Source organism: Paenibacillus sp. GM2FR, from assembly GCF_002803325.1.
In the GTDB taxonomy this organism is placed as follows: Bacteria; Bacillota; Bacilli; order Paenibacillales; family Paenibacillaceae; genus Paenibacillus_AQ; species Paenibacillus_AQ lautus.
In genome coordinates, this window is sequence record NZ_MKZM01000008.1 from 2230665 (window position 1) to 2255033 (window position 24369).

Consider the following 24369-nt stretch of genomic DNA (forward strand, 5'->3'; position numbering starts at 1 on the left):
AACCTCGTCTACCTGCCGCTGACTTTCCATGCGTTCAATGAAAATCCGATTGGTATGCCGGATCATCTTTGATATGCTGAAATCAAACACATGAAAACTGGAGATGAAGCATGAATGCATAAGATACTAATCGTGGACGATGAAGCGGATCTTCGAAAGCTGCTGACCGATTACTTTGAAATCAACGGATATTTCGTCATGACGGCCAAGGACAGCCGGGAAGCTCTGCGAAAAGTGGAGCTAGGACCTGATCTCGTTTTGCTCGATATCAACATGCCTGAGGAGAACGGCCTTGAAATATGCGAAAAGATCAGAGGTTTTGTCTCGTGCCCCATCTTATTTTTGACCGCTCGAATCGAAGATGCCGATAAAATTGCCGGCTTTCGGGCAGGAGGCGATGACTATATCCTAAAACCTTTCAGTATTCGTGAGCTCGGCGCCAGGGTCGAAGCGCATTTGCGCAGGGAACAGCGAATCCTAACCAAAGCCTCGGTGAGGTTTAATCACGATTTAGTCATTAACTATACGGCCCGGGAGCTCTATTTCCAGGATAAACGAATTCCTCTGGCCAAAAAAGAGTTCGACATTATCGAGCTGCTGTCCATGAATTCCGGCATGGTGTTCGAGAGGGAGCGCATGTACGAAAAAATTTGGGGATTGGACGAAGAAGGCGATAGCAGCGTCATCGCAGAGCATATTCGACGAATTCGCTCCAAATTCAAGGAATACGGCTGCGACGATCGAATCGAGACGGTTTGGGGAGTTGGGTACAAATGGCCAAACTCGTGAATAGGCTGCTGCTAAAAAGACTTAACTTGCTGCAATCCTCCATCCTGTTATGCATTCTCACGCTCTTGGCCGTGCTGGCCATCATCACCGTGGAGTTCGCCTGGGCGGAGAACCTGCGGAAGCGTTTTGGAGAGACCGATTGGATTCTGCCCTCCCTCGTCGCGGCGGTGCTGCTGACCGTGGCCGCCGGAATTGTCAGTATGGCCGTTCTATTGTACAGATGGAAACTTAAACGACCGCTGGAGATACTGAAGCAAGCATCCGAGAAGATTTCGGCCAACGATTTAAGCTTCAGCATCTCCTATGACAGCCGGGACGAGATGGGCGAGCTGATCGCCGTATTTGAAAACATGCGATCACAATTGGAAAAAAATTTAAAAGCGCTCTGGCGTTCGGTTGAGGAGCGCAAGCAGCTCAATGCTATTTTTGCCCATGATCTGAGGACGCCGCTGTCTGTGCTGAAAGGATACGCCGAGTTTCTCGAGACCTATTTTCCCGAGAAGAAATTGTCAGAAGCAAAGGTGCTGGACCTGATCCATACCATGAACCTTCACATCGTTCGCCTGGAGAACTATGCGGAGGCCATGAACTCGATTCAAAAGCTGGAGGATGTCCCGGTGCATCGCGATCGGATGGACATCCTCCCTTTCACGGCTATGTTGAACAATAGTGCCGAACAAATGGTTAGACAATCCGGCAAAAGCTTCGTCTTTTCCATTGAAAACGCTAATGCTGAAATCAACCTGGATGCCCATGTCGTCATGCAGGTATTCGAGAACCTGGTGGCCAATGCGGCGCGATACGCAACCCATCAGGTGAACGCTCGCTATGTCATTCGGGGTGACTCTATGCATATTACCGTCACGGACGACGGACCCGGTTTCTCGGAGGAAGCCCTGGACAAGGCTGCGCTCCCTTTTTACCGCGGGGACATGTGGGATGCAACCGAACATCGTGGGCTAGGACTATATGTTTGCAAGGTGCTTAGCGAAATACATGATGGGAGCTTGCAGGTCGAAAATGGACCTCATGGCGGAGGATGTGTGACGGTAAGTTTTGGATTGTAGTTGATAAATAGTTGAATATTATCCGATAGCATTTCCTTAACTTGATTGAAGGAGTGCTATGATGCCGAACACTAAACAAAGAATGTTAATCGTATTTACCTGCTTGCTGCTATTATGGACCGCGATGGCAAAGTCCGTATCCGCCTTGGAAGTCCGAGACCGCACGAAAATTTGGCGGGAGATCGACGAATACATGAGTCAGAGCATGAAGGCCAACCATATCGAAGGTGCGTCCTTGGCGATTTCCCTAAACGAAGAGGCTTTCTACACTAAAGGCTATGGTACATTTGCAGATAGCAAAAGCATAACGGGCGAAACCCCTTTTCCCATTGCTTCGCTCAGCAAGTCCTTTACCGCATTAGCCGTACTGCAGTTGGTGGATAGCGGCCGGATTGATCTGGATGAGGCTTACGTTTCTTATTTTCCCGAGCTTTCACCACGGGATCCCCGAGTGCATGACATTACGGTTCGGCATTTATTGAATCAGACCAGCGGTCTGACTGATAGAACAAATCCAGATATGACAAGGACTCCGCAATTCCAATCACTGCCTGAAGCAAACCGGTTATTAAACGAGGTTGAGCTCGCCCATAAACCTGGAACAACTTACAGTTACCATAATCCTAATTACGTGCTGTTGGCGAACCTCGTGGAAAGCATCAGTGGAGAGCGTTTTTCGGATTACTTGAATCGTCATATTTTCAACCCCCTGGGTATGAACCATACCTACAGTGTCAGCACGACGCATCAAATCAATGGGAATGAAGCTATCCCACCAGGTCATTACTCGATTCTAGGCCGCTCCGTGAGTCGCTCAGAGCCGCTGTGGTTTATTGACGGTCCTGCAGGCATCGTTTCAACCGCGGAAGACATGTCCAAATGGATGATTGCCCAATATAGCGGCCACCTTCTTTCCCCGGCGCTGAGGAATCAATTTCATTCAGCCGGAGAGACTTCGCCGTACGGCATGGGATGGCTCGCAGACCAAGATGAATCACGCGGCCGTACAATCTCTCACAGCGGCATTTTCTGGACGTATAAGTCGGAAGAAACGGTTTATTTGGACGAGCAGATGGGGATTACGGTGATGTTTAATTCGGGATTGAACGCATTTGTGAATTACTCGGAAGTCATCGATGGGATCGCGGCTATTATGAGGGGAGATCAGCCCGAAATCTCTTTTCTTAACGACCGAAACATGGCAATGATCATGATGACGCTGATTCTCGCAACGCTTGTCTGGGGTGCCTATGCTTATGTTCGTATCCGTCGGAGGAAGAAACGCCTTACTGCCGGTATGTTCATTCTGACAATGGTCGTTAGGCTGATTCCGGTCCTCATCCTCTTGTCTCTCCCCCCATTGCTGACGTTTATCGGCGGAGGGCGCGTGCTGCCTTGGTCCGGTCTTTGGACTACCCTGTCGTCACCTATTATATGGCTTGTTGTATGGTCGCTTGTCAATTTCGTGCATGTGGCTTGCTACTATAACAACTATACTCAATACACAAGGAATGGCCAATTGAAGGCTAACAAACCATAATGCCACAACGTTCACCATCATACCGATTGAAGAAAAAGGCAGCTTTATAACTGCCTTTTTAAATCGTTCACCTATGAGATTCAGAGCTAGTTATACCGCCGGATAATCTTTGTCTCCCTTGAATCAGGAAGAGATAGGCAGCAATCGATAATAAACTGGTAGAAAAGATGACCATTCCAAAAGGAATCGCAGAGTTTTCTCCCGCAATTCCCACAAGCGGAGACGTCACGGCACCTAACGCGAATTGTAAGGAGCCGAGCACGGCGGAAGCGCTGCCTGCAATATGCCCCTGCGACTCCATGGCTAACGTAAAGGAGATAGGCCCTATGATCCCAATGGAAAAAGCGAATAAGAAGATCGAAATAAACATGGCAGACAGTGCTCCATGTACCAATACGACGAACAAGATTGCAGCGACACGCCGTACATGTTTTGATAAATAAACGGGGTGCCCGCAACATAGGCGAAGACACCTGCGAACAAGATGCCATTGACCAGAGCATATCCCATAAACGACCGCTCTCGGAACAAGCTGTTATAATTTTTGATCAACGACCGGGGATTACTTGGTACCCGCTGCAGTACAGGTAAACTTTCCTTTAATCCTCCTACGGTTATCGCGGTCAGTGCGATGCCGAGCGCCCCTAAAAATAGAAATACACTTCCCCATGAGCTGTAAAACATAACCGCACTCCCGAGCGTTGGCGAAATTAACGGAGCTACATTGCTGATCATCGTTAAGAGCGCGATAAACTTCGTCATTTCGACACCGCTAAACCGATCTCGGACAATAGCTCGCGAAATCACGAGTCCGGCCGACGCTGCAACCCCTTGAATAAATCTTAAACATATGAACCACTCTATGCTTGGTGCAAAAGCGCATCCAATCGAGGAAAGGATGTACAATATCATGGAGGTCAGCAAAGGCGGACGTCTTCCATACATATCGCTTAGCGGCCCCATGACCAACTGTCCTAATCCTAAACCTAACAGGCTGGTGGTTAAACTCGCTTGAACCGCCGCTGCGCTTGTTCCAAAAAAAACAGCGATTTGTGGAAGTGATGCAAGATACATATCAACCGTAAATGGCCCTAATGCCGAAAATGCTGCCAAGATCAGGGCAAATCCAAGAGTATTCTTTTTGGTCTTATATTTCATTCCTCTATCTCCTATGACTGATTGAATGTTTTCTTTAAAATAACGCATTTGCTTTAGGTGTTATCGCATTTAGTCGTACGCTCGACCGACTTTCCTCATCTTAACTAAAGGGCACACCACTCGGTGTGCCCTTCATTATTTTGGGATGCAATGAATTCTTATTCATTCTCCATTGTGCTGATATCAATGACAAATCGATACCGGACGTCCGAAGCAAGTACACGTTCCCAAGCCTCATCAATCTGATTAGCGGAGATAACCTCGATCTCAGGCGTAATGTGGTGTTCAGCGCAGAAATCCAGCATTTCCTGTGTTTCTCGAATACCGCCGATTGCCGATCCAGCAAACGATCGACGATGCGGGATAAGCGAGAACACTTGAACAGGCAATGCCTCCGGCGGTGCACCGACGTTCACCAAGGTACCGTCCACCGCCAGCAGTGACAGGTAGGCATTCAAATTAATCTTGGCGCTCACCGTATTCACGATGAGATCAAACGTACCGGCTAGCTTCTTAAATGTCTCCGGATCGTTGGTGGCATAATAATGGTCGGCGCCTAACTTCAAACCGTCTTCTTTTTTCTTCAAGGTTTGAGAAATAACCGTTACTTCTGCTCCCATGGCATGAGCAAGCTTCACAGCCATGTGTCCAAGGCCGCCAAGTCCAACAACCGCGATTCTTTTGCCGGGTGCAGCACCCCAATGGCGCAGCGGCGAGTACGTCGTGATCCCAGCACACAAAAGCGGTGCGGCGGCATCAAGTTTTATGCCGTCCGGAATTCGAACCACGAAATCTTCCGTTACGACGATGTGGGTGGAATAACCACCCTGTGTATATTCTCCATATCTATCGATTGCTGCATAGGTACCCGTATGTCCATTAAGACAATATTGCTCCTCTCCTCTTCGGCAGCTCTCGCACTCACCGCAGGAATCAACCATGCAGCCAACCCCTACTCGGTCACCAACCGTATACTTAGTGACTTCCGAACCAACCTGGGCGACTATGCCGGCGATTTCATGTCCTGGAACGAGTGGATATTGGACCGGTCCCCAGTCCCCGCGAGCGGTATGGATGTCAGAGTGGCAAATACCGGCGTACTTGATCTCAATGAGGACATCATGCGGCTTAAGATCCCTACGCTCAATTGTAGTTCGTTTGAACGGACCTTCCGGACCGAACACAGCACGTGCATTAGCATTCATCATGTATAACCTCCAGGTAATATCATTTTTATTTGGGAATCGTCGTAATCCACAGAGAGTGAATAAACAAATTGAGTTGTTTAATCAACTCGTGTCTATTATTATAGAAAAAAGAAGCATAAGTTCAATGGTTAAAAAAACGGAATTTGTTGATATATCAACAAGATCATCAAAAGTGTTCATTATGTTGGGGATGTTAGGAGGAAAAAAAATGGCCAAAGTAGATCGGAGAATTCTAAAAACGCAGGAAGCCTTAAAAAATGCCGTTATTGAATTGATGACAGAAAAAAACTTCGATGATATTACCATTCAAGACATTGCGGACCAGGCAAATTTAAACCGCGGTACGATTTATCTTCATTATCAGGACAAGTATGATTTATTGAATCAAATCATGGAGGCACACATTCATGAATTAAAAGAGATGGATACATGGGCATGTGAGATGGAATGGGCGGATGCTCTTGTTCCGTATTTCGAATATTTTGAAAAGAACTATGTGCTATTTTCAACCATGTTAGCGTCCAAAGGTGCCCCTTCCTCTTTCAGAACGCGGCTGCTTACTTCTTTCATGGAAGGATTCAGAGGTGAGATTGACAAAGAAAGCGGAAAAAATGCGGAATTAAATGAAGATGTGATGCTCCAATATGCAGGGACTGCTTATGTAGGGATCATTGAATGGTGGATCCGAAATGGAATGCCCTACTCGCCGCAAGTCATGGCCAAACAAGTCGGGACCTTGTTAGAAAGAAGCCTTTAACTCAAAATGAAAAAAGCCGCAATACATGCGGCTTTCAGTCGCCAAGCCTGCAGACAACACCGATCTTTATCGATGCTTGGACTCCAGGTTACCGGTGAATCTTCGAAGTTGCTATTGCTGCTGTCCCCCCTGATAGACCGTCTCATCCTGATGCACCTTGCGTCCCGCTGCCTTGGCTAGCTCAAGCAGCTTGGTTGCGTCATCCTGAGGTTGGTATCCGATCAATTGCTCCAGATAATCGATGTTGTAGTAGTTATCGCTATTGGCGGAGGTGCCGTACAGATTTAAATACTTAAGTTCGTCATCAGCCTCAATGCAACAAACGATCAGTTGGAGCATATCACGCTCGGATATCCAGATATGCCCCGCACGCTCTGAATGAGGACGATCGTCCCCAGGAAAGTTGCCAATACGAATATTGAACGAAGAGATCTTGCCCTGATCTGAATAAAGTCGGCCCAGCAGTTCGATATAGCATTTGCTGAGCCCGTAAAAGCTATCCGGACGGTACGGATCGTCAGGCTCCACCTTCTCGGAAGTCTTGTAGAAACCGGTTGCATGATTGGAACTGGCAAAAATAATGCGGCGAACGCCATTTTGCACCGATGTCTCAAATAACTTGTATGCACCGCTCACGTTTCCCTCCAGCACCTTACCGAGAAAATCCCCGTTGTCCTTTATCCAGGCAAAATGAAGCACCGTGTCAATACCTTTCGTGAGCTCGGCCAACCGGGCCTCGTCCACGATGTCCATTTGTACAATGCCTTGCCTATCATCCGCCTGTATATCCGCTCCGACAATGTCATACCGATTGTCTTTTTGCAGCCCCTTGTAGATTACATTCCCTATGGTGCCCGCCGCTCCGGTTATTAACAGTTTGCGTTTCATTCGTTTAAACTCCTTTCTCGCTTCGTCGTCACGCGATTGCTGTGCTGTTAGTAATTACCCGTTGGGAGAAGGATATATACGATAATGTTCGTCTGACTTAGTACCATTTAAAGAATGAGTATTCTAACACAAGTGCAAACTCGGGACCATAAGTTCATTAAAACGGAAATTAAGCTTTCCATTGCCACCCTTGTTTACGTTTGGAATAATATGGGTTGTATTATTATGGTTAAAATATCCGATTTTATGTAGAAGATCATTCACGAGTCCGACATATACCGTGGCATAAGTTCATAACTGAAAAGGAAATACTCTTCATGAAGGAGGGTTATCATGGTTAAAATCAACAGCTGGCTCGGACAAATGGCTCACAATTATTTGCTAATTGTAATTGCAGCCATCATCTTTTTTGGTATCAAATCAATTCTCGGTTTATTAACTTACAGACACTACAATAAGGAACTGCAACAATTGCACAAAAAAATAGATCTCCTTTCAAAAAAAATTTCAAAAGAATGAAGTATGGCTTGTAGGAACAGAACTAAGCCCCCTCCCTCCAACCTCCATCTATGGAACCGTCCCATTTTGTACGGAACCTTCTGTTTCTTAAACAACACGTAACAATACAAAAAACTCTCATCCTAAACGAAAAAAATGACCGGCGTTCGACCGGTCATTTTACTTGATGCTCTTATCCTTAGACCATGGGTATAAAGGGTCCAGCACTTGTTTGCCCGTGAGCCTTGAAATCAAATCCTTGCTCGTACGATGAAGAATTCGCCTTCTACCGTCTCATCTTTCTAAGCAAATCCATATTGCCGCTTCCAATCGCGCCAATATATTGATTGATGACTTCGATATCGTAATCCCACCATTTGATTTCCAATAACTCTTGTATGATTTCAGTTGAAAACCGCTTGCGGATTTCCCTTGCAGGATTTCCTCCAACGATCGTATAGGGCTCCACATCCTTTGCAACGACAGCTTCTGCGCCAATGATAGCCCCGTCGCCAATCTGTACACCCGGCATGATCGTTGCACGCCTTCCGATCCATACGTCATTTCCAATGATCGTATCTCCCTTGATCGGCAAATTTTCTATAGATGGAGTGAATTTCTCCCAACCGTTTCCAAAGATATTAAAAGGAAAGGTTGAACCGTCCATCCGATGGTTCCCTCCATCCATCATAAATCTGGTTTCGGAAGCGATTGAACAAAACTTGCCGATTATTAATTTAGTTCCAATGAATTCATAATGGTACAATACTTGATCCTCAAATGATTCTCCGTTTAATGCATAGTAGTATGAATAATCTCCTGCGATAATATTAGGTTTTGTAATCGTGTTCTTAATAAATTGGAGATTGTTATCCCCGGGTAGAGGATATCTCTCATCTGGATTCGGTCCTGTCATTTCTACACCATCCCTCTCATCGCAATTTATCCGGCTGGAACGCTACCATCTTTCAAACCATTATCGGCCACACAAAAAAAAGCCTCCTTTCCGGTCAACGGATAGGAGGCACACATACAAACACAAAGACGTGCTGCTATACAAAAAAGCAGTCGCACATTATGTTAATATATAAAAGCCCGCACTAATCCTATCCCGAAAACCTGGAAAATAGATTTTCTTTGGTGGATAGGATTAATAAATCATCGGCTTGGGGTCACCCTTTCTTTACTGAATAAGACAAATTTACCATACTCCACATATGGAATCAACTCCCATTAACCGTTTCTGTCCCTTCAGTCATCTGAAATGGTGAAACTCGAGCAGCTTCCGCCTTCCTCTTCATTTAACACTAGCCATTTACCGAGACATCACGTTAAGTACATTGCCGCTTCCATCATCAATAATACGTATATTTTTATCATCAATGAGTTGAATGGTGCCGTCCGACTTCAAGATTTCATGCGGCTCCATTAACCCATGAGCAATGGATTTGCGAATCAGCCCTTGATTCTTGAATACCAATGCATACAGATCGTAGTCTCCAGTCTTTCGGTTAGTATATTCAATGCTTAGGATAAGTAGATTCTTGGGAGACCTCTTGAAGTTAAAGGTAAGATCATGAGTATTTACATTAATGTCCTTTATGCCTAGCGGAATGGAATGCTTTTGACCCGTATAAGCATTAGTAATCTCAAGATCCCCTTTTGCTGAGCGAATCATATAGCTGTATCCCATCATGCTGTCATTAAAAGTATCCTTATAGTTGTTGAGTCCCGTCACGGTTACCTTCCCCGTCTTCGTGTCCCGATTGGCCACTTCCCCGTCCAAAGCAGACGCGAGGAATCGAATCGGCACATAAAGGTTACTGATGTACCACACAGGTTCTCTGCCCATATCCACTTCTCGACCATCTACTTCGGCAATGCTGCTTCCCATGTGTACAACAATGCGCTTCTGATCCCGCTTCAGAACCGCCGTATTGTCATTTTCCATCCCCCAACGCAGACCTGCTAGGTTACCTAGCGAGAACAAACTTCCGTAAGTCACTCCGTCCTTATGAAGCGTCTCAATATGAGTGGTACGACCGTCTTCCCATTGCATTTCCAGTTCGACGTACTTGGAAGCCGCATTAGATACTTGAGCCCCCAGAGGTAAAAGAACAGACATGATAAATAGAACGGCAGCTGTATGTTTCCATTGCTTCGTTTTCATACTAATCTCACCCACTAATTGTAATTTTTAATGCTAACAATAAAGACGATTATAACTGGTAAAAGGTTACTCACACAATATTCGATATACACCTCGCTCATAATATCCAGGACGTCGTGCTTGCTTGGGGCAAGATAATAGATTAATCCGAAAGCCTGATCACGCGTTAAATCATAAACTGCCTGGAACGCTTCTTCATCTCCCTGGCTCATCCGGATGAGCCAAGGCTGGATATCCATTTCATTCATAGGGCCGGCCTCCATTTTAGGACTTACACCTGATATTGGCTCCATCGCCCAATAAGGTTCAATACGATGTGAAAAAACCTTGGGTGATCTCGTCTTCATAGTACAAAAAACGCAGCTTTCCGGCTGCGTTTCATCTCATTATACTAGGATTTTCTTTTAGCAAAAGGTAGCGGAACAGACTTCTCTAGCAATTCATGCCGAAAACCGGTCATTGGATGACAATTAAATAGAAGAGAGCTGCTAAGACAAAACGGTATAGAGCAAACCATTCCAATCGAAGCCGCTTAATCAGTTTGATGAAGGTCACGACTGCAATCATTGCCACAAGAAAGGATGTCGTAAAACCAATCAACATGAGAAATAAATCGTCAGCATTCAGCAGATCGCGACTATCGTATAAATCCAGCAAGCTTGCACCAAACATAACAGGCACGGAGATAAGGAACGTAAAATCTGCGGCGGCTTTTTGGCTGGTTCCAAGTAAAAGTCCGCCTGAAATCGTCGAACCCGATCTCGAAAATCCCGGCCACAAAGCCAAACATTGGAACAGGCCGATCCCGAAAGCTTGTTTATAATTAATCCCATCCATCGTATCAGCGGTTTTAGTTCTCCTGCTCCGTGCTGCGATGATCATCAACAAGCCACCGGCAACTAAACCGATCAAGACAGGGGTTGGGCCGAATAGTTGGCTTTTTATGGTGTCGTTGAAGAGAAGATATAGGATCAGTGCCGGTAACATAGCCAAAATCATATGAATGACATTTAATCCTTTACTTTGGGAAAAATCCATTCTAATCAGATTAGCCCCAATCTCCAAATACCTTTTCCAATAAAGAATGAGAACTGCCAATACTGCACCCAACTGAATAACAATTTTAAAAGTTATTGCAGCGTCTCCCTCAAAGCTAAGCAAATTGCCTGCTAAAATAAGATGTCCGGTAGACGAAACCGGTAAAAATTCAGTTAAGCCCTCTATAATGCCAAGTATTATTGCTTTAACTACATCAGTCACCAATGAATATCCCCCTTCGGAAACAAACTCGTTCAGCAATTTCCAGTATAAGGGGGACATCTATATATTCCCATCGATTAACATAACAAAATTCCATTCCGTATGACATAATTGTCACATTGCTCATTGTTTTAGTCTTAAACAGCCCTTTGACTAAATAATTGGGCGGATAGGCACCCACTTGTTACACCATGAACGAAACTGTTCTCACACACAGACTACGTGAAAAAGGACAGCCCCGCTAAGCCGGGACTGTCCATCATCCAACGTTCTGATATGAAGTAATTATATTATCCAGTCACACGATTCACAATTTTAAGTACCGTATCCCGCGTTAATTTGCTTCCCCCCGCAGAAATGAGGTTGACCGTAGCATGAGCTAACGCTAATGGAATCTTGCAAAACTTTAACGCTGGACCATCCTTCAGGTCGGCGATATAAGAGTCTGCGGTTTGTAAATTACGGCATGTGTACTGGTGCATCTCATGAAATCCCCAACCATCAGGGAAGAAGTCAACGCCACGTTTAAGATCCTCATCTCTATTTCGAAGTATATTTACCGATTGGAGCCCTCTTCCGAAGGCAATTGCCTTCGTTAGATCAGATTGCGTTCCGTCATGCCATAACCATAGTTCGGATAACATTTCTCCAACCATACCCGCAACGCTATAGGTATATCGGTCCAGATCCTCTTCTGTATGAATGTTCCACCCGTTCTGAACCCATTCAGACATATGTAACGCCATCTTTGCGATGTAATGATTTACGATGGGAGCTCCGGAAGACGGACAAAGGATCGCCCATTTGTCTAGCTGCATCGTAACTTCTGGTAATACTGTCCGATAAGGTGATAGTAGTCTTGGTGTTGCTTCCATAATATCCTGTGACTTAAATATTTCATGAATTCCAAAAAGCAATTCAACTTTCAATTCGTCATTGAGTTCATTATGATCCTCGATTTCGTCTATTGCCCGCATACATAGATAGGCAGATGTAACAGCCTCCCTTAATCCTAAATCCAAATAACTAATGGGTATATAAAAAGTACGGCTCGTCTTCTTTAACATGGACATGGCTTCATTCAAGGCGACGTTATTAATGAGTACTCCCTCCAAGTATTAGCTAAGTTTTAAATTGCTCATTACTTACCATGATAACACACGTTGATATAGTCAATCCAAATTGTACTTAAAACTTAGGCATCGTTATAAACAAAACAAGAGGCAAACCGATATTCTCGATTTGCCTCTCTCACCCCTCACTGGGAATGACGCGTTTATTGATTGGTTCTCTCGAAATACACTAGGAAAGATCTCCCCCAGCAGTCGGGAGCATCTGAATGGACGCGGCTTTATAATAAACACATAACATCGACCACAGTGTGTCAGTGATTAAAAATAATATAAGTTTACGGATCGGTCCCGAAGGGAAAACGGATACTTCGCATCGCGGGGGCAATCTGGGCTTTATATCACCCTTCTATCCATGACAGGTTGTATTTCATGCCGTCTTTCATGACAAAACCTTTTACTTGACGCATTCAGTTCTTACAATATTTCGATATACCCTTCTGTTCCATGGACGCGAATTCGCTGCCCATCTTTTATCCGTTTAGTAGCATTCTCCACGCCGACAACTGCGGGTAAGCCATATTCACGTGCAATAACTGCTCCATGAGTCATCAGTCCACCCACTTCGGTGACTAGGCCTTTGATGGATACAAACAATGGTGTCCAGCTAGGGTCAGTAAAGGAGGTGACTAATATATCTCCATCTTCCAGATCAGCATCTTCCATGTTTAAGATGACTCGTGCTCGCCCCTCTATAACTCCAGAGGAAACAGGCAGACCTGCAATCGCTCCGACAGGGAGATTCTCTCGTTTGTACTCGCCTGCTATGATTTCACCATCCGAGGTGATAACACGCGGCGGAGTAAGTTTTTCATATAATTTGTACTCGTCTTTTCGCTTGTTGATCATCCGGTAATCCAGTTTATGTGTGCGTACGACTTCGTGAAGTTCCTCAAAAGTGAGATAATATATATCTGCTTTATCATGAATAACGCCCACTTGTACGAGTTGTTCGGCTTCTTTCAGTAAAGCCTGCTTATATACGAAGTAGCGATTAATATACCCGTATTTTGGATATTCACGATAACCGATGAAATTCCGGACGAGGTCGATCATTCGTTTGGTTTCTTTGGCTTTTTGTTCACCATCCGGCAATTGCTTCAATCGATATAATAAGTCTTGTTCTTTTTGCAGAGCTTCCCGTCGCCCTTGCTCAAATCTCCTATTGCTTTCATGAGGCTCAAAGTTTTTGATGTTATTCAGAATTAAAGGCACAAGCGTAATCGGTTTTTCGCTCCAACGCGTTCGAGTAATATCGATTTCTCCGGCACATCGCATACCGTATTTGTTGAGATAAGCTTGCACCGCGTCTCGGGCTTCCTGTCCGCCTTCAAACTTAGGTAGTTCATCCAAAAAGGGATCATCTTTTACATGTTGCAAATATTCAATCACTTCCGGATAAGGACGGATCGCATCTGCGACATCCAACAACGCCAGACCCATTTCCGAAGTAATATTGTGGGGCACGGATTGCGAAAGCGCATCGGCTGCGTTTTTTTCCCCCAACCACTTCATCATTTTCTCGTTGATCCATTCGGAAGCATCCATAGCCGCCATAAACACAGAGGTACTTCGGGGGTCGAATAAGATCTTCTTTAATTGTTGGATATCCTCCAGAATAAAATCAAACAAATCCGATCCCGATTTCGCTTGGATGTTATATTTTAGTTCTTCTACTGAAGCTTGATTGCTCTTAATCAAATCGGAAACGATTGCCGGATCGTGTTCGAATTGCGCTTGAACGCCTGCGGACGACTTGCCTTTACCGCGATTCCCGGGACTCCGTTCTTTATCTTCAGTCGGCACCAGATTTATAAAATCTCGCTCTATAATGGTCTCAAGTGCGTCTTTTATGAGCGGATCGGATCGTCCCAGGGTTAGTAACGCATCTCTGCCGACAGGCGAAGCCAACATAGCTGAAATATCGACAAACAACCTCCCGCCGGCTTTACGCATAGGTGCAGAAGTAATTAACAGGTAAAACGACAACCCCAGTGGTTTTATAGGATCCGTCATCATTTGTTGATGACCAACAGAGATATAGACGTGATTTTCTTGATCGCTCGCTTCAGGGATCGGATATAAAGTCGTGATTGGCCGACTCTGAACAATATAAAAGGTATCATGGGCCAAACACCATTCGATGTCTTGGGGCTGGCCGAAATAAGCTTCGATTTGTCTTCCGATGCGTGCCAGTTGTAGAATTTGCTCATCAGTAAGTGTTTGAGTCTTTTGCTGATCAGGATCGATCTGCTTTGTCTCCGTTCCGCCTTCTTTTCGTCCATAGATCGCCAATGTTTTGGCTGCTATCCTCTTATCGACGATATCCCCTTCCCGCACTTTATAACCATCGGCAGATACTAAACCAGAGACAAGCGCTTCTCCAAGTCCAAAACTGGCATCGATGGATAACACCTTTCGGCTCGAGGTCATCGGATCGGCGGTAAATAATATCCCTGAAGCCTGTGGGAAAACCATCCTTTGCACAATAACGGATAAATAAACTTGACTGTGGTCAAATCCATTTTGCATACGGTAGATCACCGCGCGATCCGTAAATAGGGAAGCCCAGCATTTGCTGATATGCTGCAAGATGGCATCGACGCCGATGATGTTTAAATAGGTGTCTTGTTGACCGGCAAAAGAGGCATGCGGTAAATCTTCGGCAGTCGCACTAGAACGCACGGCATAAGCATGTTCCTTGCCAAACCGGGAGAGATAGTGAGTTACGGCTGTCACTACATCGGGAGGAATTTCTATATCCATAATGGTTTGTCTGATCTTCCTGCTGATTTCACCAATTTGATCTCGATCTTCTGCTTTTAGCATAGTTAGTCGACCCAGCAAAGCATGATACGTTTCGTTTTGCTCGATGGCTCTTTGATAACCCACGGTTGTCACACAAAATCCTTCGGGAACCTGTATTCCTTCGATTTTTGATAATTTCCCTAAATGTAACCCTTTTCCGCCAACGAGCCAAAGCTGCGTTTTTTCCATTTCCTGAAAATCGAGAACCAACGAACGCATTCAACATCTCTCCTAACCATTAAATTGAGAAAAAACATTTGACAACGATTTTTCGGCATGGTACAATTAAATTGTAAGATAAGATATTTATGTCCAATTTACTTCTGTCAGTCGTGGTCTGATTATATCACCATGTCTGTTTATATGCAATAAAAAAGAACCTTCAGGTTCTTTTTTTGTTTTCCGCTATCTTAGTGACATCCAAACCAAATAAAAAGAGCTGCGAAATATCGCTGCTCTTGTCAGTGGATAGCTAGCAGGGTTTTCACTGCATGCACAAGTTTCTGTCTTCTGTTAATCCTTTAATATTCTCCTTTAATGACGAAAAACGAGCCCCGAATGGTTCCAGCTAATTTCGACTTCTGTCTAGCAAACTTAAACTTCCCTTCCAACTCCTGTGGAACCTCCATCCCCTCCGAAAGCTTAAAACCAACAGCCCGCTTCTTAGGATCATCCACCGTATACATGACGTTGAGGGCAAGACCATCCTCATAAAAGACGTAGGCAAATTGGATATTTTCCACTTGAAAGCGCGAGGTTTCTAAAGGTTTGGCCGCAAACTCAAGATCACGTTCTTCTTTTAAAATTCGGTTTACATAATCAAGGGTTTCCTGGCTTTCGCTAGCGGGTACAACCGTAAATTCATGCTTATATTTGTTCATAAAGTAACGGGCTTCATTCGCTCGTAAACCAGCAAGCGCTTCTGCTGCGGGTGAAGATTCTAAGCCATGCGTAGACACATTTTTAAAATCAACGATATAGGACATTTCCATTCCTCCTAAAAGTTATGCGAGCATTACTTCATTGAATCGACTTCGAGTAAAGCTCGCATCAAGAGCATTCGCTTATTTCCTTACAACCGGAATCCACAACTCACCGAATACAAGATCGTCTCGCTGCCCCATTTCAACCGTTGCATTTGGCCCGCCAACATAGGCAAAATTTTGTGCTTCCGGCAAGACTTGTCCAAAGGCAATGCCAGTAAGTTTATTACTCAACTCATCAGCCGTCTTCCCTTCCCCTTTTACAACGAGGTATTCCCCTTTAGGAAATTGAATCACTCGAGTTGCTTCAGGTAACGATGTCTCTGTCATGACGCCGGCATAATGCATCATCTTATTATTCACCGCTTCGTTTACGGCAAAAATGTAGTCATTTGCGGCGATGGCCTTTAACGTGTCCAGCCTTCCATCCTGTTTCACGGCCTCCCAAAAATCCGCCTTCTCCTTGTTTATGCCAGCATAGTCTGTGTAATCGCTCTGGAGCTCCGTTCCAATTCCTAATACGATAAAGCTGTCTTTTTCCTCAAGCGCATAATTTGTCATATTCAAAACCATCCTTTTTTTAAGTTTATCAAATGATTGTCTTTTCACTTGATAGGTTTATAATAACCTTAAATCATGTCAAAAAATGATACTGTTTAGGAGAGGCCCGATGAAAAAAGTTGAACGAATCAATACCATTATGCGATATATCAACAACCGCGCCCACTTTACCATTTCTGAGATCATGCAGGAATTTAACATCTCTCGTTCGACGGCGATTCGAGATATCCGAGAAATTGAAGCCATGGGGATGCCGCTTGTTGCTGAAGTTGGGAGGGACGGGGGTTATTTTGTTATGAACAACTCTGTACTGCCCACGGTCCGCTTTACCGATACTGAAATTAAAGCGCTGTTTATTGCCTTTATGGCCACAAGAAATCAACAACTCCCTTATCTAAAGAGCCGTCAGTCTTTAGCTGAAAAATTACTAGGCCTCATCTCGGAGAACCAGCAAGATGACCTTGTGCTTTTGAATCAAATATTGCTTTTTGAAGGGACCAACCCCAATAACCCAGACCTGCTTGACTTGTCTGACCTGCCCCATCCGATGTTAGAAAAGCTCATCCAAATTCTTCTTGTGGACAGGTATTTATCGGTTTCCATCCAAGAAGAAAAGATGATAAAGTCTTATACCATTTATCTCTTACACCTCTATCGTGAAAAGAGCTTATGGATAATTGAAGGCTTTGACTTAGAGGAAGAAAAGAGGCGGATTATTCCTGTCGACAATCTCACCCATGTAGAACCATACCCTACGAAAAAAAGAGTAAGTAAGAAAAAAATTTTAGAACAACTAAGTAAGCACGAAGAAGTAATCAACCTTGTCCTTGATCTTGGCCCCAAGTCGATTGCCCAGTTCAAAAAATACCATCCTTTAAAGTTTTCAATTTCATATACGAACCCGTATCAAACCACAGCTACCTTAAAGACTTTTATCAATGTTCATCATTCAGAAGAATTAACTGAAATTACAAATTGGCTGCTTTTCCTAGGTGGAGATATCAAGGTCAGGGAGATACCGGAACAAGTCTTAGTAGGTTTACAAGAGAGATTAAACTTATACTGCCCATAAGCAGTACCAGTTAAACCAATTAAAACATCCCATTCCTCTTTTGGTGAGAATGGGATGTTTATTAGTATCTTCAAATGGAAATGGAAGTCTTCCAATTCATTTGCTGCTATTTTCATGATTGGTTTGATCGTATATTGGAGCTGCCTTGCCAACCCCAAAAGCGTAATAACTCATCACAACAATACCTAAGAAAATAATGCCGGAAATCAGGGAAAAGCGAGTTTCATCGTTCATCCACATACCGACCAGTACCATAAGCAAAAAGGCAATGGTCACATAGTTTGTCACCGGGGCGAAAGGCATTTTGAACGGATGATGCTGCAAGGCATTCCCCTTGGTTTTTCTGAAATTGATTTGACTGATTAGAATGACAAACCACGGTATGCCACAAGTTCGAAAATCCAATCGCATGCCCACCGTTGCCTATTCCGAACAAAATCAGACCCAACCCTGCAACAATCATCAGGACGATGGTAACGATTTTAATCATCGCAAACCAAAACTCAAATTCACCAAATGATTTCACAGAGAATAGGTTGGCTGCACCGAGAATCACGATTGCGACGAGCCCTGGTATCCAGGCGGGCAAATCCGGAAACCAGTACTTCATATACGTCCCAACAGCAATGATCTCCGCCATCCCGACAATAACCCATTGGAACCAGTTGCTCCAAGCCGTCACATACCCTGCCAAAGGATGAATGTACTTATGTCCAAAGGTCGCAAATGACCCCGTGCTCGGTTCTACATACTGCATTTCCCCCATTGCGCGCATGATGAAAAATATAAAAACCCCTACAATTGCATACGCAAGCATCACCGAAGGACCTGTCCAATTGATCGTGCTTGCAGAGCCCATAAATAATCCGACACCGATTGTGCCGCCTAAAGCAATCATCTGAATATGACGAGCTTCGAGCCCTCTCTTTAATTCATTGTTTTTCATTACAGTTCCCCCCTCTGCTGCTCTCTTTGCTTTTCATTTGGACAAGCTGCAAATCTCATAAGAAGTAGACGCCAATTTTGTTTTATACACGCTAATCCAATTGTAGTAGCTTGTTCCTATGAAAACAATTATATTCATTTGGTAAACCTACAAGGGGCCCTACTATTCTAGAATGACATCAATCTCATTTATTATCAGACCTTGTAAATGTATATAACCCCGTCCTAATAATAGGACAGGGTTAACATTAAAGGTATTTTAATTTTTGATAAAAAACGCTTCACTGACCGTAAAACTCCCAATAAAGTCGTTAGAACTCGCCATGGAGTTACTTCTGCACAATCTGAATAAGGTTGCCGCATGTATCATCGAAGACAGCTATTGTGAGTTCGCCCATTTTTGTCGGCTCCATCGTAAACTTCACGCCGCTTTCCAACAATCGATGATACTCTTTATTAATATCTGCAACGCCAAACATCGTTGCTGGGATGCCATCGGCAAATATCTTCTTCTGATATTCTTTAGCGGCAGGATGGTCATTCGGTTCGAGTAAAAGCTCGGTACCCTCTTGGTCATCGGGTGAAACAAGCGTTATCCACCTAAATTCTCCGACGGGAACGTCCTCCTTTTTGACAAACCCCAGCTTTTCTGAATAAAACTCAAGTGCCTTGTCTTGATCTTGAACAAATAAACTGGTCACCATGATTTTCATAATGTTTTTGCCTCCTTAGATATTTGTGATGTTGGTGTGCTGCTAACAATCTGGCTCCAATCAGAAAAACCTTACATTCTTCCGAAGCAATTAAAATTACTCTACCCATCCTTTCAGTAGATTTTTAAGTGGTTCGTTGTTGAAAATAATCACTCGATATTTTCCTTTTTTTTCTGATTTTACGAGCCCTGCATCTTCCAATGCCGAAATATGTTTAGCTATCGCTTGTCGAGTAATGGAAAGATTGTGCTTCGTAATGAGGCGCACCGTAAGTTCATACAACGTCTGCTCATTGCGTTCGGATAGTTCGTCTAATATAAGCCTCCGAGTCGAATCGTTAAGTGCTTTGAATATAGCATCATTGTCCCAATTCATATATTGATTATAAGCAACCCCGCGGTTGCTTGTCAAACTTACCAAACGGGAAACCGCAATGATACTGCCAGCACCCATCATTGTGAACTTACGATTCCATCGATCAAGCCAGACACCAATGAACGGGCAAACATCAGATCACTGAAAATTGGACCATAGAAGACGTTAAAATTGAAAATACAGCTCATTTACTCCTTACTTCAATCGAATAAGTTGGCCATCCTTCACCTCATACACCTGGGTTGCGACGCCCTCGATCAACCGGACATCGTGAGATATAAACACGATCGTGCCTGCGTATTTTTGCATCATGGTCTCGAGCGCTTTCACGGCTGGAATATCCAGAAAGTTGCTCGGTTCGTCCATAAGCAGGATGTTGTAGCGCCCAAGCAACAATTGGGCTAGGAGGAGTTTGATGATTTCGCCGCCGCTTAATACCGAAAGCTCTTTGCGAACATCCTGATGCGTGAACCCCATGGACGCGAGTACAGCTCGAATGTCCGAAACAGGGTATTCACAGTTTTCCTGTATGAATGCCATTACGTTCTGATTCCGATCGAACTTGTAATCATTTTGGACAAAGCAGCCAATTTCCGCTTTTGGCGACAACGTAATCCCGCTCTCCCGATCGCGAATCATGTTAAACAACGTGGTTTTTCCGACGCCGTTAGCCCCGGTTATCGCAATCTTGCCACCAAGCGGGAACTGGAAGGACACGTTGTCGAAAATCAGTTTATCTCCGAACCGTTTGCTGATCTCGTTGCCCACAATCGGAAAGGGATTGTGCAACTCCAGCGCTTTGCTCTGTCGGAATTGAACGCTTCGTTCGGGCTCGGGCGGGGTAACTTCGCCAAGCGCTTGGATTCGCCGTTCCGTACTTTTGGCTGCGTTATGGAGCTTTTTTTGCTTGCTGCCTTGGGACTTCTGATGGCCGAGGCGTCCTCCGCTTTGCAATCTGTTTTTTCTGTCTGTTCCCATTGCCTTTTGCTCAAGCTTCCGTGCCTGACTCTTCTTCTCATTGACGACCTGTTCGAGTCGCTCTCTTTCCTCCACATATTGTTTATATTGGGTAAACTGGGATTGTCGTTCCTCTTCCTTGTGAACCCAATAGTCAGTATAACCACCCCAGTATTCGGTAATTTTACCGTCTTTCAGCTCCCAGATCTTATCGACGACCTGGTCTAGGAAATAACGATCATGACTAATGATGAGCAGAGCTCCGGAATAATGTTTAAGCCGGTTCACGAGGAAATCGATGCCTTCGCGATCCAGATGACTTGTCAGTTCATCGGCAAAAATGCCATGAACTTCTCCCGAAAGTGCCTGTGCAATTTTTAGTCGCGTCTCTTCCCCACCGCTCATTGTGTCGGCTTGCACTCGGTCGATCCCTAATTTGCCAATTATGGCGTAGTCCTGCACATCTTGAACAACGACCTCTTCCAACTGGGGGAGATAGGCAAATGTCCCTTCCCTTGAAATCTTGCCGTGCTGAAGAGGGATTTTGCCCAGCAGAGTTTTGAGCAACGTACTCTTCCCAGCTCCATTGGCGCCAACCAGACCGATTCGGTCGTACTCATACAACTCCAACTGGTCGATATCGAGCACGTCGCGCCCCAAATATTCCACATAAATATCCTTAGCTTTTATTAATAACATGTATTATCCTCCTTCGAAAATCGCAGTTTCCGTTGTTCCGTTCGCAGGTTGACCCGCGATTCACAAAGGGAGGATTATATAAAGAAGTACCAGTGTATCCTTTGCATCGTCATGCCTCCTTTTCAAATAAATGACTTTGATCGTTACGTGCCAAGCACGATAGCAATAAAAAATGCAGATCCAAGTCCACAAGTGGGCTTGGATCTGCATGAATTACGTGCCAGAACAGAGCGAAACAAGACACAGCAAAAATGCCGTCCGGGTCGCAATCAATGTCCTCATACGTAAAATAAGCAGCTCAAAAAAAGCCCACCTCAGTGGATATCCGCTTTTTTATCGCTTGCTTACCATAAACGCATGGAGTGAACCATTGATCGCAATCCTCCTCTTCAATAATAGTCGTATGTTAACATCGACCGCTGCAACTGTCAATTGATATCCCAATTAATACCCACTAACCATACTTTTTCTGAATGAAGAGTTAAAAACCTACCCATAATACGATAGTTCAGAGCCCGAACAAATATCCCAGAAAAAGGAGTGAAATGGTATGCAGCGGATGATCCCTTTCAAAATCAATAATCAGAAAACCGTCATGTCTTTATTAGCTGTAGGTGTCGGTGCCACACTCATTGGAATGGCATATAGACGCAGGTCGAATAGAAATGCTTGGGGTCGAATGTTGAGGTCTATTCAATAATTTTCTTGAACAGTAAAAAGAATAAAGCAGTCGGATTCAAAACTCCGGCTGCTTTGTTTATACAAACGTTTTGCTTTTCTTAAAACGAAGGAAACCGGTTATGTTTTCTAAGTATATCGAATGCCTCAATGAGTTAAATTAACTTTTGAGTTACATAAAATAAGGTGGTGACTTGTTTACACTATGCCTCTATCCCCGCGCCTGTATCACTGGTTTGTCCGTCCCCAATGGATTACAAAAAAATACATCCATGACCATATCCAAAACCATTTCCAATTGGAGAATAAGTTCATTCTTGATTTTGGGTCGGGTACTGGAGCCAATTGCTCTCTTTGTCATGCAGATCGGTATCTTGGCATTGAACCCAATATGGATCGGGTTCGTCTCGCCAAAAGGCTGTACCCTAACCATAAATTTGAAATATTTGATGAATCCCAGATCCCTATAGAGAATAACACCATTGACTATATCTTTGTCGTAGCTGTTCTTCATCATATATCAGATGATCAGATTCGTTCATATTTGATCGAGTTTGAGCGAGTTTTGAAACCGGGTGGGAAGGTTATCGTCATGGAGCCGTATTTTTGTATGAACAGAACATTTAACAATCGATTTATGAACTGGTACGATGATGGGAAATACATCCGCAGCGAGATTAGTTACCTAAATTTATTTCAAAAAGGGCAATACGAATGTGAGGTCATAAAGAAGTTTACAAAGTGCATGTTATATAACGAAATTTACTTCACGGCGGAGCCAACCAAGCAGCAAATTAGTAACCTCATGAGAACTTAGCTCTCCATCCCAATTTACAGAGGTTTCTGACTTACGTCTGACTTAATATCGGACACCGCATATTATCAAAGGCTTGCTAAAAGACTAAATCTTTCGTTCCTCATACTCAAAGGGTTCTTCACTCGAGTAAATCTCATGGAAAAATCCTTTATACGGGATATCGTCTTCCAAACATTTTATGAGATACGATAACTCCTCGTCACACTTCGGTTCCTCACCATGGTTCTGCATCACCTCGAATGTATCGACAATATTTTCCATGAGGGTTACTTTGATAAATAAGGGCAGCATATCCAGCATCGATTCTTCGATCTTGGTCTCGGATCTGTAACCCGCGAGGACGGTTTCAAAATAATCATCCATAAACTTTCTGCGTTTACCGGCGTCTGGTTCGAATTGTATCCAGCCCATCCCGTTTCCCCAGATACTAGCCAAGTCAAACATATACCAACCGAAACATGAATTATCGAAATCATATACGGTTATTTGCCCGGTATCATAATCTATCGAATAATTCCCATCGTTATAATCAAAATGAATCATACCGAAAGTTTCCTGGTTTCTGTCCAAGCCTTCCAAGGTAGTAAGGAGCTCTGTCAGCTTCTCCTTGAGCATAGATAAAGAGTCGGGTATTAGTTTATCAATATATTCGGCATTGAATCTGTCAAAGAAATGAAACCGGCGATGGACAGGAGTATACCCTTTCGAGATTTGGTGCAGTTTCCCCAGGACTTTACCGCAATTATAATAATATTCGGTAATGGGAGCACCTTCCCGGTACCGGTAATGATTTTCTACAAGCATATTCCCCTTAGCTTTTTCAAATAAGCAGATAAAAAAGGTATGATTATTGTGAGTGATCTCCTCCAGCAGATTCCCCTTTCGGGAGCTGATTACATTGGAGACACTGCCTCCATGATCAAATAGATACCGCACATATTCCACCTCACCCAGAAAATCATTCCGGCTCCTGTCAGGTAAAAAAGCGATTCGGAGTATTTTTGAAAGGCTCCCTTCTTTCTCACAGGTATATACGACATTCCTTCCTCCTTCATGTGGCGGAATCAGCCGGATATCATAGCCCTCCAACCCGTACAACTCTGATATTAATGGACGCAAATATGTATCACCGATGTTAACAACCTCGTTATAATTCATAGCATCTCTCCTTTAAAAATTCAATACACACTTACAGAATAACCCTTTTTTACATATGACTACAAATCAAAAAATGATTATAGCGAATTTCTCCCAATTACTCGCTCTTGGTTGATCAACAGTATATTCAAATCACCT

Annotated in this window: 21 protein-coding genes and 2 pseudogenes; 7 read left to right on the forward strand and 16 right to left on the reverse strand. The window is 44.0% G+C overall.

What is annotated here, in order from left to right; translation table 11 throughout:
* Positions 1-114: 114 nt before the first annotated feature.
* The 3 genes from PAEVO_RS10060 (at position 115) to PAEVO_RS10070 (ending at position 3396) form a co-directional block, all read left to right on the forward strand.
* Positions 115-789 (forward strand): response regulator transcription factor, encoded by a 675-nt coding sequence (locus PAEVO_RS10060; RefSeq protein ID WP_100537414.1) that lies wholly within the window; start codon positions 115-117, stop codon positions 787-789.
* The gene (locus PAEVO_RS10065) at positions 774-1856 is read left to right on the forward strand and encodes a HAMP domain-containing sensor histidine kinase (RefSeq protein ID WP_100537415.1); all 1083 of its coding nucleotides are present in this window, start codon (positions 774-776) and stop codon (positions 1854-1856) included. Before PAEVO_RS10060 ends, PAEVO_RS10065 begins: the two co-directional genes overlap by 16 nt.
* A 61-nt stretch (positions 1857-1917) precedes the next feature.
* Positions 1918-3396, forward strand: coding sequence for a serine hydrolase domain-containing protein (locus tag PAEVO_RS10070; protein WP_100537416.1), 1479 nt, complete (start codon positions 1918-1920; stop codon positions 3394-3396).
* 67 nt (positions 3397-3463) lie between these two features.
* Here PAEVO_RS10070 and PAEVO_RS10075 read toward each other — a convergent pair.
* A pseudogene (locus PAEVO_RS10075) lies at positions 3464-4554 on the reverse strand (multidrug effflux MFS transporter).
* A gap of 158 nt (positions 4555-4712) precedes the next feature.
* On the reverse strand, positions 4713-5762 hold the full coding sequence (locus PAEVO_RS10080; protein ID WP_100537417.1) for an NAD(P)-dependent alcohol dehydrogenase: 1050 nt from the start codon (positions 5760-5762) through the stop codon (positions 4713-4715).
* A gap of 208 nt (positions 5763-5970) precedes the next feature.
* On the opposite strand from PAEVO_RS10080, the gene PAEVO_RS10085 reads away from it, so the two are divergent.
* Complete coding sequence (locus tag PAEVO_RS10085; RefSeq protein ID WP_100537418.1) at positions 5971-6519, forward strand: TetR/AcrR family transcriptional regulator; 549 nt, start codon at positions 5971-5973, stop codon at positions 6517-6519.
* Between the two features lie 111 nt (positions 6520-6630).
* On the opposite strand, the gene PAEVO_RS10090 is transcribed toward PAEVO_RS10085, so the two are convergent.
* Complete coding sequence (locus PAEVO_RS10090) at positions 6631-7407, reverse strand: NAD-dependent epimerase/dehydratase family protein (RefSeq protein WP_100537419.1); 777 nt, start codon at positions 7405-7407, stop codon at positions 6631-6633.
* Positions 7408-7740: 333 nt separating this feature from the next.
* On the opposite strand from PAEVO_RS10090, the gene PAEVO_RS10095 reads away from it, so the two are divergent.
* Positions 7741-7926, forward strand: a complete 186-nt coding sequence (locus tag PAEVO_RS10095) for a LapA family protein (protein WP_100537420.1) — start codon at positions 7741-7743, stop codon at positions 7924-7926.
* Positions 7927-8191: 265 nt separating this feature from the next.
* Here PAEVO_RS10095 and vat(I) read toward each other — a convergent pair whose 3' ends face one another.
* The 8 genes from vat(I) to PAEVO_RS10135 form a co-directional block, all read right to left on the reverse strand.
* Positions 8192-8821 (reverse strand): streptogramin A O-acetyltransferase Vat(I), encoded by a 630-nt coding sequence (gene vat(I), locus PAEVO_RS10100; RefSeq protein ID WP_100537421.1) that lies wholly within the window; start codon positions 8819-8821, stop codon positions 8192-8194.
* A gap of 399 nt (positions 8822-9220) precedes the next feature.
* Positions 9221-10075, reverse strand: coding sequence for a stalk domain-containing protein (locus PAEVO_RS10105; RefSeq protein WP_100537422.1), 855 nt, complete (start codon positions 10073-10075; stop codon positions 9221-9223).
* Between the two features lie 14 nt (positions 10076-10089).
* Positions 10090-10323, reverse strand: a complete 234-nt coding sequence (locus PAEVO_RS10110) for a hypothetical protein (RefSeq protein ID WP_207797463.1) — start codon at positions 10321-10323, stop codon at positions 10090-10092.
* A gap of 208 nt (positions 10324-10531) precedes the next feature.
* A complete protein-coding gene (locus PAEVO_RS10115) occupies positions 10532-11335 on the reverse strand; it encodes an undecaprenyl-diphosphate phosphatase (RefSeq protein ID WP_100539400.1) in 804 nt (267 codons plus the stop codon).
* 290 nt (positions 11336-11625) lie between these two features.
* Entirely contained in the window at positions 11626-12450 is an 825-nt protein-coding gene (locus tag PAEVO_RS10120; protein WP_100537423.1) for a squalene/phytoene synthase family protein, read from the reverse strand.
* A gap of 432 nt (positions 12451-12882) precedes the next feature.
* Positions 12883-15492: a phosphoenolpyruvate synthase gene (ppsA, locus tag PAEVO_RS10125; RefSeq protein ID WP_100537424.1), complete on the reverse strand. Its 2610-nt coding sequence runs from the start codon at positions 15490-15492 to the stop codon at positions 12883-12885.
* A gap of 302 nt (positions 15493-15794) precedes the next feature.
* Entirely contained in the window at positions 15795-16259 is a 465-nt protein-coding gene (locus PAEVO_RS10130; protein ID WP_100537425.1) for a phage tail protein, read from the reverse strand.
* 78 nt (positions 16260-16337) lie between these two features.
* A complete protein-coding gene (locus PAEVO_RS10135; protein WP_100537426.1) occupies positions 16338-16817 on the reverse strand; it encodes a GyrI-like domain-containing protein in 480 nt (159 codons plus the stop codon).
* 109 nt (positions 16818-16926) lie between these two features.
* On the opposite strand from PAEVO_RS10135, the gene PAEVO_RS10140 reads away from it, so the two are divergent.
* On the forward strand, positions 16927-17889 hold the full coding sequence (locus tag PAEVO_RS10140; protein WP_100537427.1) for a helix-turn-helix transcriptional regulator: 963 nt from the start codon (positions 16927-16929) through the stop codon (positions 17887-17889).
* Between the two features lie 96 nt (positions 17890-17985).
* Here the strand turns inward: PAEVO_RS10140 and PAEVO_RS10145 are convergent.
* The 4 genes and pseudogenes from PAEVO_RS10145 to PAEVO_RS10160 all read right to left on the reverse strand — a co-directional run bounded on the left by PAEVO_RS10145 (position 17986) and on the right by PAEVO_RS10160 (position 21578).
* A pseudogene (locus PAEVO_RS10145) lies at positions 17986-18835 on the reverse strand (amino acid permease).
* A gap of 328 nt (positions 18836-19163) precedes the next feature.
* Positions 19164-19547, reverse strand: coding sequence for a VOC family protein (locus tag PAEVO_RS10150; protein WP_100537428.1), 384 nt, complete (start codon positions 19545-19547; stop codon positions 19164-19166).
* A gap of 96 nt (positions 19548-19643) precedes the next feature.
* Positions 19644-19922: an ArsR/SmtB family transcription factor gene (locus PAEVO_RS10155; protein WP_100539401.1), complete on the reverse strand. Its 279-nt coding sequence runs from the start codon at positions 19920-19922 to the stop codon at positions 19644-19646.
* Between the two features lie 195 nt (positions 19923-20117).
* Positions 20118-21578, reverse strand: a complete 1461-nt coding sequence (locus tag PAEVO_RS10160; RefSeq protein WP_100537429.1) for an Msr family ABC-F type ribosomal protection protein — start codon at positions 21576-21578, stop codon at positions 20118-20120.
* Positions 21579-22461: 883 nt separating this feature from the next.
* On the opposite strand from PAEVO_RS10160, the gene PAEVO_RS34870 reads away from it, so the two are divergent.
* On the forward strand, positions 22462-23073 hold the full coding sequence (locus tag PAEVO_RS34870; protein ID WP_100537430.1) for a class I SAM-dependent methyltransferase: 612 nt from the start codon (positions 22462-22464) through the stop codon (positions 23071-23073).
* 84 nt (positions 23074-23157) lie between these two features.
* On the opposite strand, the gene PAEVO_RS10170 is transcribed toward PAEVO_RS34870, so the two are convergent.
* Positions 23158-24231, reverse strand: a complete 1074-nt coding sequence (locus tag PAEVO_RS10170; protein WP_207797464.1) for a phosphotransferase enzyme family protein — start codon at positions 24229-24231, stop codon at positions 23158-23160.
* Positions 24232-24369 lie beyond the last annotated feature (138 nt).

Excerpts from the sequence above, each read along its gene's own strand:
- PAEVO_RS10095 (WP_100537420.1), top strand. The coding sequence starts at position 7,741 with ATGGTTAAAATCAACAGCTGGCTCGGACAAATGGCTCACAATTATTTG.
- PAEVO_RS10130 (WP_100537425.1), bottom strand. The coding sequence starts at position 16,259 with ATGTCCTATATCGTTGATTTTAAAAATGTGTCTACGCATGGCTTAGAA.
- ppsA (WP_100537424.1), bottom strand. The coding sequence starts at position 15,492 with ATGCGTTCGTTGGTTCTCGATTTTCAGGAAATGGAAAAAACGCAGCTT.
- PAEVO_RS10140 (WP_100537427.1), top strand. The coding sequence starts at position 16,927 with ATGAAAAAAGTTGAACGAATCAATACCATTATGCGATATATCAACAAC.
- PAEVO_RS34870 (WP_100537430.1), top strand. The coding sequence starts at position 22,462 with ATGCCTCTATCCCCGCGCCTGTATCACTGGTTTGTCCGTCCCCAATGG.
- PAEVO_RS10060 (WP_100537414.1), top strand. The coding sequence starts at position 115 with ATGCATAAGATACTAATCGTGGACGATGAAGCGGATCTTCGAAAGCTG.
- PAEVO_RS10160 (WP_100537429.1), bottom strand. The coding sequence starts at position 21,578 with ATGTTATTAATAAAAGCTAAGGATATTTATGTGGAATATTTGGGGCGC.
- PAEVO_RS10135 (WP_100537426.1), bottom strand. The coding sequence starts at position 16,817 with ATGACAAATTATGCGCTTGAGGAAAAAGACAGCTTTATCGTATTAGGA.
- PAEVO_RS10085 (WP_100537418.1), top strand. The coding sequence starts at position 5,971 with ATGGCCAAAGTAGATCGGAGAATTCTAAAAACGCAGGAAGCCTTAAAA.
- PAEVO_RS10090 (WP_100537419.1), bottom strand. The coding sequence starts at position 7,407 with ATGAAACGCAAACTGTTAATAACCGGAGCGGCGGGCACCATAGGGAAT.
- PAEVO_RS10155 (WP_100539401.1), bottom strand. The coding sequence starts at position 19,922 with ATGAATTGGGACAATGATGCTATATTCAAAGCACTTAACGATTCGACT.
- PAEVO_RS10105 (WP_100537422.1), bottom strand. The coding sequence starts at position 10,075 with ATGAAAACGAAGCAATGGAAACATACAGCTGCCGTTCTATTTATCATG.
- PAEVO_RS10070 (WP_100537416.1), top strand. The coding sequence starts at position 1,918 with ATGCCGAACACTAAACAAAGAATGTTAATCGTATTTACCTGCTTGCTG.
- PAEVO_RS10080 (WP_100537417.1), bottom strand. The coding sequence starts at position 5,762 with ATGATGAATGCTAATGCACGTGCTGTGTTCGGTCCGGAAGGTCCGTTC.
- PAEVO_RS10110 (WP_207797463.1), bottom strand. The coding sequence starts at position 10,323 with ATGAATGAAATGGATATCCAGCCTTGGCTCATCCGGATGAGCCAGGGA.
- PAEVO_RS10150 (WP_100537428.1), bottom strand. The coding sequence starts at position 19,547 with ATGAAAATCATGGTGACCAGTTTATTTGTTCAAGATCAAGACAAGGCA.
- PAEVO_RS10170 (WP_207797464.1), bottom strand. The coding sequence starts at position 24,231 with ATGAATTATAACGAGGTTGTTAACATCGGTGATACATATTTGCGTCCA.
- PAEVO_RS10065 (WP_100537415.1), top strand. The coding sequence starts at position 774 with ATGGCCAAACTCGTGAATAGGCTGCTGCTAAAAAGACTTAACTTGCTG.